Raw genomic sequence first — 10,754 nt, 5'->3', positions numbered from 1 at the left:
TCTCCGAATCTCGTCGGAGCCAATGAATCATGGTCGCCGGTCGGCGGCGAGCGCCTTTTTCAACAGCCTGCTAGAGCTCGCGGCGCGCCGGTGGGATGAGTCATTTTACTCCGGAAAGATTCGGAAACTGGGCGAGCGCGGCGGCGAGAATCGAACGGCTGTTCAGCTACGTTGAACTGAAAGCGCCGGTGAGAAGGGATCATCCGCTACGGGCGATCGGCACTGTTGGCAGCTTCGTCGGCCACTACACACATAATGGCGCTGATTCAGCTTCGTTTTGGAACGCGGCTGAGTTCCTGCTAGAGCTAGTAGTTGCATCCCGTGCTGTCATGAACGCTCGATTTCAGTTGTATCGATCAAGCCATCCTGGCAACGCGGTGATGACTTTCGTTCGAGGTGGTTCTGCGCCTCGGAGAATAAGTTCACTCACTCCGGCGGATTTAAATGAAACGTTCGGCTTGATTAGTGGGCGTCTAGGGTTTGTTCGGACGTCCTTAACGTCAAGGCGCTTGCAGCTTTTTCGGAGCACAAATGTCTGAGTCGTCCAGGATGTCCAGGATCTTTAAGGGGTGGCCGTAAGCCGCTAACTTGCGGATGATGTCGATCCACCAGCCACCGTTTCAGATACTTCCCAGTTATGGCACCTGAACTCCGCATTTTTGGTGCCGGCCTACAGTCGGTGGCATACCTTGCACTTGTCGTAATCATAGCAGCACGTGAATGGGGTCTCCTTGTTCATGGCGATCGGCCAAGGACGGGCTCCAAACTGTGGCCAGCTCCTTCGCTACGATAAAAAAATCTCTACCGCCGTTGGTGATATGCACCCAACCCGCTTCCTCAAATCATCGGCACCCCACTCCTCACCAAAGCAGGTAGGTCTGGACCGCTTCCTGCTCCTGTACCATTTGCAGTAGCTTGCTCGCGAAGCAATACAGCTCAACTCGATAGGTGGTGCAGCAATGAATGGCCTAGTTGATCTATTGCACGTTTCACGCTTCCTACAGGTATATGACGCTGCCGCCGTCCAAAAAGGCATCAAGATTTCGATAGGATTCGATTTTCATGAGTATGTCTCGATAACACGAGGCACTCCAACAAAAGGGGCTACGTATCCAAATTTTCGTCCCGATCGCTCCCCAATCAAACCAGGCGAGGGATATTGGATGGTAGGCGTCGATATGAATAATCAGATCGCTCTCTTAGAGGCTGCTCGACTGTATGATCTTTCGGGCGACAGCTTTGCAGAGCATCTTCAATCGCTGAAGGCGTTTTACGCTGATCCGACTCTATATGCACATCCTAACGACCGATGTACGTGCACGGCACCAAGCGCGAAGATAATGACAGGGAAAATAGCCTATCACGGAGATCGTTGGATACGAAGGGATTTTAGGGGGCAGGGGATCTCCAAAATCACAACAGGGATAGCGCGGGGCGTGTCTTTTGCGATGTGGTGTCCTGATTTTTTATGTGCGCTTGTATCGCGGCGACGCTTGGAAAAGGGCGGCCTGTACGGATATGCACATTATGAGCAAGGCGGGTCGATATTACATTTGATAGAAGAGGATATTGTGGACGACGATTGGCTTATTTGGCTAACGGGCGAAGAGTTGAGGAGTCTCGTTGATCGACACGACTTACGCGAGCTGATCTTAAACTCGTAATTTCGTCGGCACGAGAAGGTACTTAATCTTGATCCGCTGAGTTGTTGAGCCGTCTGGCTAGACAGTCAGTCCACACGAGACGCTGACTAGCAGAGGCCGACGATGGCGGCCGCCCGCCAGATTGTCGTTCGAGTGAAAGCAAGCGGGCCAAAGTTTGCGGGCACGCTGATCTGTGGCAATTTGGTTTGGATAGGTGTCCCAATGAGCCCGTGGGCGACCGGGGGCGCTCACCTGATAGGGCGCGCCTGCGCTGCCCTGCCGGCTCCTGCACAGGGGCCTGCATCATGATACGAGAACAGACTCAACTGCGGCAATGTCAGCCAAGCCTACAAGATGGTGGGATAAGTCGGCACAGCCTCTACCGGTTCAAGGAGCTGTATGACCAGAGTGGCGAGCTGGCGCTGTAGGCCACCAGCCGCAAGAACCGCGTCGCGTCCGAGGTCGAAGTGGCATGGTCGCGCTGGGGAGTGAGCAGCCGACCTGGGGTCAAGTGCGTGGTTCCAACGAACTGAAGAACTGAAGCTTGTCGCCCTTCCGTGTGCGCCGGGTGTGGCTTCCGCGACGGAGGTTCTCAACGATCAGGTGCTGCCGTCCTTCGAGGAGCGCGGCATCGTGCTGTTTCAGCTGCTGTCGGATCGTGGCACGGAGTATTGCGGCAACCCTGAGCATCACGACTGCGAGCTCTATCCGCCGTCGAGGGCATCGATCGCACCGGCACCAACACTAGGAGCCCGCAGGCGAATGGCATCTGCGAACGCTTCCATCGAACCGTGCTCGATGAATTAAAGCGCGTGGCGTTTCGCAAAACAAATCTCCGGGTCCGCCGACGAGCTGTACATCGATTCTCGTTATCGGGAAATGAGTACAAGAAACGCGTCCGCATCGAGAGCGGTGGTGCTTGGAAAAACCCCGATGCAAACTTGCTTGACGCGCTGCCGATTGCTTGGGAGAAATTTGCGGCCTTCCGCCCAACATCGGATACAAATCTGCGTAGGGTCGCACCACGGCGAAGAACCATTCGTCAGGTCAAGTGCATACGTTTACACGCCTCGACGCAAATCCGCGTGTCCTTAGCGAGAGAGCAACTTCCAGGTTCTTGCTGCCCGTTATGCGCAACAATCTGCACCATTGGACAAACAGCAAAGCTCAGCCAACAATATTTCTGACGTGCCGGATCACGCGCCTCGAGGCGGGATCCGGGGGCCGCGAATGTCGAGTTCGATTTCGCTCGACAGCTCGACGATGGCTTCTGGATGGTTACCATTTTCGAACAATGCGTATTTTAATGCCTGGGTACGGTTCACGAACAGGCCGCCGAATATGCCGCTCTGTTCGCGGACAACCCAGTTGCCATGACGGTTCCTACCAACCAAAATGGTCAACGACGGGGCGCGTGATGAATGAGGTTCGAGTAGACTCATGACCATGATCCTTTCATGTCCTTCGTATGCGCCTCACCGACGGTTGCCACCCTTGCTAGTTTCGCTGGTGTGGCGTTGAACGCGTGATATTGGTCTATGCGTCATAAACAGCGTCGGGAAAGAACCCTCCATTTTCGCGGAGACTCGTTCTTTCTCAAGCACAGCAATCGGTGTGCCACTCGTGCAATCAGACAATCGCTTGCGTGACGAATAGCTTGGCTAGCTGCGTTATGCGCAGCGCTCGCATTCGTCGGCGATCCAACATCGGGCGTTGTCGATCAGGCAACGGCTGTAGCGCGAAGATGGTAAGACGGACCGTTCGCCTCGTCCGCAGAAAAAAGTGTGCTCGAGGACAGCCAGTCGGTAGCGTGCTCGCCACCGCGTGACAGCGAGTTCATTAGCATCGCCATCCTGATTTGGATCAATCAGGACACTTCGCATGACATTACGTCGGCCGGATCAAGCGCAGCGCAACATTTCCATCGAGAGCTTCGACGCTCCAGTCTCAGATACGGTCGAACGAGACGCTGTTCACGTCGCTGACCTAGCTTCCGCTCGCACTCGGAGTTCTGGCGGGCCAAACATAACAATGCGTAACCGCGCGCTCAAATGGGATGGAAATAGTCCCCGACTTCGCGAACCGTCCTGCCAAGCCTACCCGGAGGAACGAGCTCGCCAAAGCGCGACGGGTACGAAAGATAGCGTGAAGTGCGAGCAATGTGTCAATTGCGGACCGCCGCTCAAATTCAGAAGAAATCGAGCCACGGAACATCCCTGCACGATCCTCTTCAGATTGGTGGGGTTCTCTACCGGGAGGGGCGAATTTTCCGGGGCACGTGGAATCCGAGGTTATTTTCTATTCTCCTGCGCATCGCTGGCCGCGGACAGCGCTCGGCTGATCTCGCTCGACATAGAGCCCATTGTAAGGCCCACTTTCCATTGAAGGGTTTTCAGCAGGACCAGAAATCCAAGGTAATGACGCTTGATGCCTGTGACTTCATTGGTCTCTTTCTCAACAAACTATAAGTCTCCTCTGCATCCGCTACTATGTCCTATCGCCAACTGTTGGGCGTGAGGACGACCAGCCCTTCTTCCATCGGCTCGTCCCACGTCCGCGAACTCCGGCAGATCGGGAAACCAGTCGCGATGCCTTCGTCAGATACCCGTCTGCCACATGAGGCGGATCCATGTTGCCTCTTGATCCAGATAAGTCGCGGATGCAACAAATTGCACGCCCGTCAACTACCAAGGTCAGGAAATTGATCAAGATGCCAGGCCATGTCATCTACCCGGTCGACTGGCGTACGCCCGCATAGACGTCACGGTGCAACGAGCTCGGCATGCAAGACCAACCGCAATCTGCCTTCTTTCGTCGCTGTTCTGGCTCGTCCCATGCAGAAATCGAGGGTACAAACGCCTGCCGCGACTTCTCCTTTCTCCCAAATGCGCTTGATAAACACTCCGGCGCGACCGCCGAGTGCGCCGGGCTTGAACGCTTACGAGAATCAAGCCTTTCAATTCCGCGCCCTCCCGGCCACCACGAGGCGAACGAACAGTTATGTAACCAACTCGTCGACAGCGTAACCGAACCGATAGTGCTCGTCGACAGCAAGAGGGGCTCGGGCAATAGTGGCAATGCGCACGTCTCGGCACGTAAACTCAATCATTCACGCTCGTTAGTTAGAGGCGGCACTGCGCCGCATTTGGCATTCAGTGTGGGATGGCAGCGGCCGGCATCCACAATCAGACAATCCAATCGTGCGATTGGGAACGCCCGCGGTCTGGTACCCGAGGGGGCTTTGGGCCGGCGATCTGAGGCGGTTCTCGGCGCGCGGTCAATTCAAAAGGAGGTGCGGCATGCTGCGCAGTAATGATGAAATGACGCTCGGACTGTTCCTCCGCCCGGCGGGACATCACGAAGGCGCATGGCTCGATCCGGGGGTGCCAGCGAGTGGCGGGGTTGATATCGACCACTATGCTCATCTGACGGCACTTGCCGAAGGTGCGGCATTTCACTTCGTATTTCTCGCCGATACCCCTGGCGTGTTAGAGCAAGATCACGCACACATGGCTCGTGTAAGCCGAAACGACACATTCGAGCCGATTACGCTTCTGTCGGCTCTTTCATCGAGAACACGGAACATCGGCCTGGTGGGGACAGCGACGACAACGTACAATCACCCATATCACCTTGCACGCATGTTCGCCTCACTCGACCACATGTCGCGGGGGCGTGCGGCCTGGAACATTGTTACCTCGGGATCCAAGTTCGATGCGCCAAATTTCAGCGAGGCGGAACTTCCAGATTATGGCACGCGCTATGCTCGAGCGAGAGAATTTGTAGAAGTTGCGAAGGGACTTTGGGATTCGTGGGAAGACGACGCTTTCGTTCGCGACAAGCAAAGTGGCATTTTTGCTGACACCACGAAGCTGCATTTGCTTGATCACCGAGGGCGCCACTTCTCGGTCAGAGGCCCACTGAATATCGCACGGCCGCTTCAAGGGTATCCCGTGTTGGTTCAGGCGGGCGCATCCGATGCCGGAATACAGTTCGGTGCTGAGGTCGCCGAGGTCGTATTCACCGCCGAACCTCATTTGGAGAACGGCAAAAAATACTACGCAGCTCTCAAAGAGAAGGCACGCGCGCTTGGGCGAGAGGACGATCAGGTGCTGGTCATGCCCGGCATTATCCCGATTGTTGGTAGGACCAGGCAAGAAGCGTCTGAGAAGCTCCAAAGACTACAATCTTATACGCACATTGACGTGCAAATTGGTTTCGCCGATCTTGTGCTTGGGTTTGTCACCGACCTGCGTTCAATGGATCTGGATTCATTAGTCCCCGAGACGTTGCCGCAAACAAATTTCATGAAGAGTCGGCAAAAGGTCCTCCTCGATCTAGCTGCACGCCAGAAATTCACCTGGAGACAACTAATCCGGTCGATATCTGATAGTCGCGGCCATCTCATGGTTGTTGGAACACCAGACGAAATAGTGGACGTGATGGTGGATACTTTTGATCAACGTGCGGCCGATGGATTCAACGTAATGCCGGCGGCCGTGCCCGGCGGACTCAAGGAGTTTGTTGATCTCGTCGTTCCTGAATTGCGACGACGAGGCAAGTTTAGGTCCGGATATTCCGGACAGACATTGAGAGAAAATCTTGGTCTCAAGCGGCCACTGAATCGGTTCACCTAGCCGAGACTGAGCAGTCATGCGCAAAACTGTGCTCAAGCCGTCGTCGGATTCGGCTAGGGCACGGCCCTGGGTTGGAATTGCTATCTTCTGGAAAGTTTGTAAATTCCTCGGGAGTTACGAAGCCGCTAACAAGTAGAGGGCGTGGTGGGCGTTTGCTATCTGGCAGACAGGAGCTTTCGAAGTATCATGGAGTTCCAGACGACATCGCGGCCAGGATCCCGCAACGCGGATGGCAGTGCGAAAAGGTCACGGCGATAGTCGCGGCGCTCTTCGGAATGTGAGAGAGGGAGCTGCCACGCCGGTTCGGAAAATCCGACTGGACCGACACCATCCGCTAGGTCGTGTCTACACTTATCGTAGCCATAGCGCGGCGGCGGCAAAGGTGACGGTTCGCGAGGTAGTTTCGCGCAGTCTTTTCGTATCAAGCCGAGATGGGTTTGTTCGGAATGACGGCTTTGGCGCCTTTGCTAGCTCCCACCTCGCGGATGTGATCGGCATCGTAAGCAGTATCGGCGATGACAAACTCGGCAGGCTGCCCTCAAGCAGGGCTGTAGCCTGTGGGGTGCGCCTTCTGACCGGTGGCGCGGGTGAAGCGGACGGGACATCCCAGCCCGCGCGACGCCAGGTGGATCTTGGTGCCCAGGCCGGTGCGCGAGCGTCCGATGGCCTGATCCTGAGGCCCCTTTTTGCGCTGCTGGCATACCCGCATCATCTTGCTTAGAGTTGGCCGTGGCGGCTATGTTCTATTGACGACCGTGCCGTTACAAAGCTGACGATGGTACCCGACCTTCCACGGGAACATCAGCAGCTACGCGGGCTTTCCTAGTCAGTTGAGGCGCGCATGCATTTGGCGGGTGGCACGCTGTTTGCTAAGCATGAGGTTCGATGCAGCAGTGCCGATGACAGCCCCCAGATTGATCCTGATGAAGCCGGAAGTTTTCCGCTCGGCAGCGCGCAGAAGTGGCGAACATCAATGTTGCGGTTATTGCGAACTTCAGCCGGCCAAAGGAGATCGAAACTGAATACGAGCTGCGGCGAACGGAGACAATTCTCGGGTAAGATGGGCGCACGTTCAAGGTGACGATTCTCTGGGCCGAACACTCCCGTCCCGAGGAAATCCTGTCCTTTGGTCCGGAAAGCTGCCCAAGCTAGGGGACTGGCATCGCTCGTTCTACCAGCTGGACAGCTGGACCAGGAATGTTCTTAACGGCGCGGAGAAGCTCAACAGGTCAGCATCAATGCAGCCATGGACTTATGACATCGAGATGAGTTCAAATTTGGGTCAAAGCAGACATCGGAGTGGGATACGTCGGTACCCTGCAGGTTGACGATCTTTGAAGATCCCGAACTTGGTCAGTATCGGCTGAGAAGCATATCCCTAGAAATCACACGGGAAGATTATCAAAATGAAACTCGCTGGACCGCCTTTGCGAAGGACCCTGGCCGACGCGCCCTCTTAGTAGAAAACGCCACGGCAACCCGGTCCCAGCGCGATCTCGGGACACTATTCGTGAATCGAGCACGCACGTTCAATGCGCACATTGCGAAAGTGGCAATTGACCATAACCATTATCGAGGTGTCGCGCGAACTCGAAATCGAAATTCCTGCCAGTCCGCAGCGCACTGGCGTGACTCAATGCGATCCTTGAGTGGGACGCGCGGCCGAGATTTGGCGAGGGTGGACGAGCAGCATATCGTTGCGCCATTGTTGCACTGACGCAGCGCTCCAGCATGTGTGATCATCGCGGACAAGGAAAATCGGAGGTCTTTCGCGCTTTGAGTACGCGCATCTAGTCGAGGTGCCGACATCGCCAATGCTTTACCAGGCGGGAGTTGCTGGGCACTACAATGACTTGCTGGGCACTACAATGACAGGGAGAAGAAAGTGACCATTCGACAGCCTGCTTCTAAAGTCCGCATTTCCGAATATCCTGCAGACCGGACATTCGTTGACCGCTGGTCGCCGCGTGGGTTCACTGAGGATCAGATCTCGGAGAGACTTTTATACACATTCTTCGAGGCCGCTCGATGGGCGCCGTCGGCTTTTAATTCTCAACCATGGCGATTTCTCTATGCCTTGCGTGGGCAATCCGAATTCGAAGTATTTCTCAGTCCCTTGATCGAGTTCAACCAGAGTTGGGCGCGACACGCGGCTGCGCTCATCTACGTACTGTCAAAGAACGATTTCACCCCTCCCGGAAAAAGCGAGCCACAGCTGTCGCGCACGCATTCCTTTGACACCGGCGCGGCCTGGGCAAACTTTGCCAACCAGGCAACCTCCGCCGGTTGGGCTGCGCGCGGGATGAGTGGATTTGACGTGGAAACAGCGCGCGCCGTCCTCAGGGTACCCGAGGGCTTTTGCGTCGAGATCGCGATAGCCGTTGGACGCAAGGGCGACGGCGCACACCTACCACCTACCCTGTTAGAGCGCGAGACGCCAAGCGGCCGTTCACCAGTCGCGGACTTTGCCGCGAGCGGCTCCTTTCCCGGACGGTTCAGGAGTTAACGAATTGCAGCATCAATGAGAATCGCACGGGCAGTCGTTTGACGGATGATTTCAATGCGGCGTGGTTTCACCATAACGTAGCGGTGGCGCGGCTTCTCGATCTGCCTCAGGAGGCGGGCAGCGGCAATTGTACAACCGGGGAGTCGCCGGTCCGTGTTTGGCGGAAGCTGTACTGGCGGCCCCATCGTGGGGCAGAGTAGAGAAAGGGACAAATGAACTCCGACGCCGTCCGATACGTCGTTAGGGCATCATCGCGCGGCCGTACGCATCACGAACTTCCTGATCGCCACCAAATCTGTCGCCATTTTGAGGCGTAAGCGTATTTCGAGCAAGGCGAAGCTTTTCGCTGGTAACCCGGCTGGAGCGTGTCCTGGCCGAGGGCGGCAAGGCCTCTCTGCTTGGTCGAGCAAAGCACTTTTCGTCCTGGCTCTGCTTGGCGCCGAGCAACAAGATCTCCGTTGGGAAAGTGCTCTCAGCGCGCACACGCCGCTCAGGGAGTCCGGCCGCCGCGCTTCTGCGGCTTGCTGCGGCAACTGTGGGACGAACCGATACCGCGCTAGGCGCCTTCTACAGACGGCTCCGAACTTTGGACCAGCCAGAACTAGACTTTTGCGCTCTGATCACGTTGGCGGGCTGGATGCGCCGGCGCGATTTTGCAGCAAAACCGGCGGCCGATTGCCGATCGCCCCGTGGGGTCTTCCTCGTTGTAGTATCTGCGCCAAGTCTCCACTTCTTCCAGGGCATCCGCAAGGGACAGGAACCAATGGGCATTGAGGAATTCGGTTCGGAAGAGCCCGCAGGGTCGGTATAGCAGTTGAGATTGCCATTGGTCGCTGCGATCGCGCCCTCATGCACTGATTGAGCGAGTTCACTCTAGGCCTCTCCTGTTGTCAGATCGATAATTTCCTCGCCGCGTGCAGTACCTCCTTTGCGGCGGTCCCGCTCGATGTGCGGCCCCAATTTGACCAAAGCTGTCCTATGCGCCGACACGAGCGCTCAGCCTTAAAATTATGGGGTCGTTGCTGGGTGGTAGGAGTTCTGTCGGATCGTAGCAAAAGAAACTCCGGTAGTGAACAAAAACACATATCCGAGCTGCTGCCTGATCGTTTTCTAGCTGCCAGGTGAATCCGGCGCGTTTCTTCGGTGGCCTGGCCGTCGAGCGGAATGATGAGACGGAATTGTAAGCCGATCGCGGAACCGGGGCTGTCATGCCATTCAATGATATCTCCAAGAGGACGAATAGGTGCTGCGTTGGAGAGTTCAGTGGTGGGTAGCGATGAAAAGGACGATGCACGGCGGCAGTCTGTCAAAAAATGCATCGGGATAGTGGCGCATGCGAATCTATTATTTTTGGTCGTCAGCTTGGAGATATCGCGCTTCTGCTCAGGCGAGTTCGTCGTACCCCATTAGGTCGAAGACCTCGTCGAGCATCGCAATATGGGCTCAATACTTGCAATACCTTCCTTAGCCATGATCCGACCGCAGACCCGGCGCGTGGCCACTAGTGCAGCTCGCATGGAGTGGTTGGCCCAGATCACCGTCGAGATGCGCGCCTTGCGGTATGACCGGTGTTCGATAGTACTTCGTTGGAATGATCAAGATGGGAGTCGATTCTGCCAGGCGCTCGCAAATGCGCAAGGATCTCGTCCGCGGTGCTCTTTCGCGAGTGAACGAGGATCGCGTCGGCTCCCGCATCGGCGTAAGCGTATGCGCACGAAACCGCTTCGTCCATTGCACGATCAACAATCAGTGATTCGATCCATGTCACGAGAACCAAGTCTTGTCCGACTGTATCCCTCACTGTCCGGAGACGGTCCGAGAACTCATCGATATCGGCGAAGGTCTAAAATGGGGCGGCGATGCCCGCATCGATCGGCGACGATTGGTGAAAGTGTTGGTCGCTCGCGATCATGCGGCTTCAGGCGGTCGGTCTCTTAAAACGCGAGGGAAATCGTATGCTGCTTCTAG

General features: G+C 56.1%; 4 protein-coding genes and 4 pseudogenes. 4 read left to right on the top strand and 4 right to left on the bottom strand.

The window, feature by feature from the left end:
- Positions 1–959: 959 nt before the first annotated feature.
- On the top strand, positions 960–1,664 hold the full coding sequence (locus SO140_RS33525; RefSeq protein WP_498543679.1) for a hypothetical protein: 705 nt from the start codon (positions 960–962) through the stop codon (positions 1,662–1,664).
- 1,175 nt (positions 1,665–2,839) lie between these two features.
- Here SO140_RS33525 and SO140_RS33520 read toward each other — a convergent pair.
- Positions 2,840–3,085, bottom strand: coding sequence for a hypothetical protein (locus tag SO140_RS33520; protein WP_498543678.1), 246 nt, complete (start codon positions 3,083–3,085; stop codon positions 2,840–2,842).
- A gap of 1,857 nt (positions 3,086–4,942) precedes the next feature.
- On the opposite strand from SO140_RS33520, the gene SO140_RS33515 reads away from it, so the two are divergent.
- The gene (locus SO140_RS33515; RefSeq protein ID WP_498543677.1) at positions 4,943–6,280 is read left to right on the top strand and encodes an LLM class flavin-dependent oxidoreductase; all 1,338 of its coding nucleotides are present in this window, start codon (positions 4,943–4,945) and stop codon (positions 6,278–6,280) included.
- A 424-nt stretch (positions 6,281–6,704) separates the two neighbouring features.
- Here SO140_RS33515 and SO140_RS33510 read toward each other — a convergent pair.
- Positions 6,705–6,968: pseudogene (locus SO140_RS33510) on the bottom strand (IS5/IS1182 family transposase); the annotation flags it as partial.
- A gap of 1,197 nt (positions 6,969–8,165) precedes the next feature.
- Between SO140_RS33510 and SO140_RS33505 the strand changes: the two are divergent.
- Positions 8,166–8,786 (top strand): nitroreductase family protein, encoded by a 621-nt coding sequence (locus tag SO140_RS33505; protein WP_498543676.1) that lies wholly within the window; start codon positions 8,166–8,168, stop codon positions 8,784–8,786.
- Between the two features lie 364 nt (positions 8,787–9,150).
- A pseudogene (locus tag SO140_RS33500) lies at positions 9,151–9,366 on the top strand (transposase); the annotation flags it as partial.
- 40 nt (positions 9,367–9,406) lie between these two features.
- On the opposite strand, the pseudogene SO140_RS33495 reads toward SO140_RS33500, so the two are convergent.
- Positions 9,407–9,582: pseudogene (locus SO140_RS33495) on the bottom strand (integrase core domain-containing protein); the annotation flags it as partial.
- Positions 9,583–10,169: 587 nt separating this feature from the next.
- A pseudogene (locus SO140_RS33490) lies at positions 10,170–10,623 on the bottom strand (isocitrate lyase/phosphoenolpyruvate mutase family protein); the annotation flags it as partial.
- Positions 10,624–10,754 lie beyond the last annotated feature (131 nt).

The organism is Bradyrhizobium sp. UFLA05-108 (assembly GCF_059803455.1).
The sequence above is the reverse complement of the archived record's forward strand: the minus strand, read 5'-3'. Positions and strand labels throughout refer to the sequence as shown.

Bases quoted from the DNA above. Each gene is read 5' to 3' on its own strand.
- SO140_RS33525 (WP_498543679.1), top strand. From the start codon at position 960: ATGAATGGCCTAGTTGATCTATTGCACGTTTCACGCTTCCTACAGGTA.
- SO140_RS33520 (WP_498543678.1), bottom strand. From the start codon at position 3,085: ATGAGTCTACTCGAACCTCATTCATCACGCGCCCCGTCGTTGACCATT.
- SO140_RS33515 (WP_498543677.1), top strand. From the start codon at position 4,943: ATGCTGCGCAGTAATGATGAAATGACGCTCGGACTGTTCCTCCGCCCG.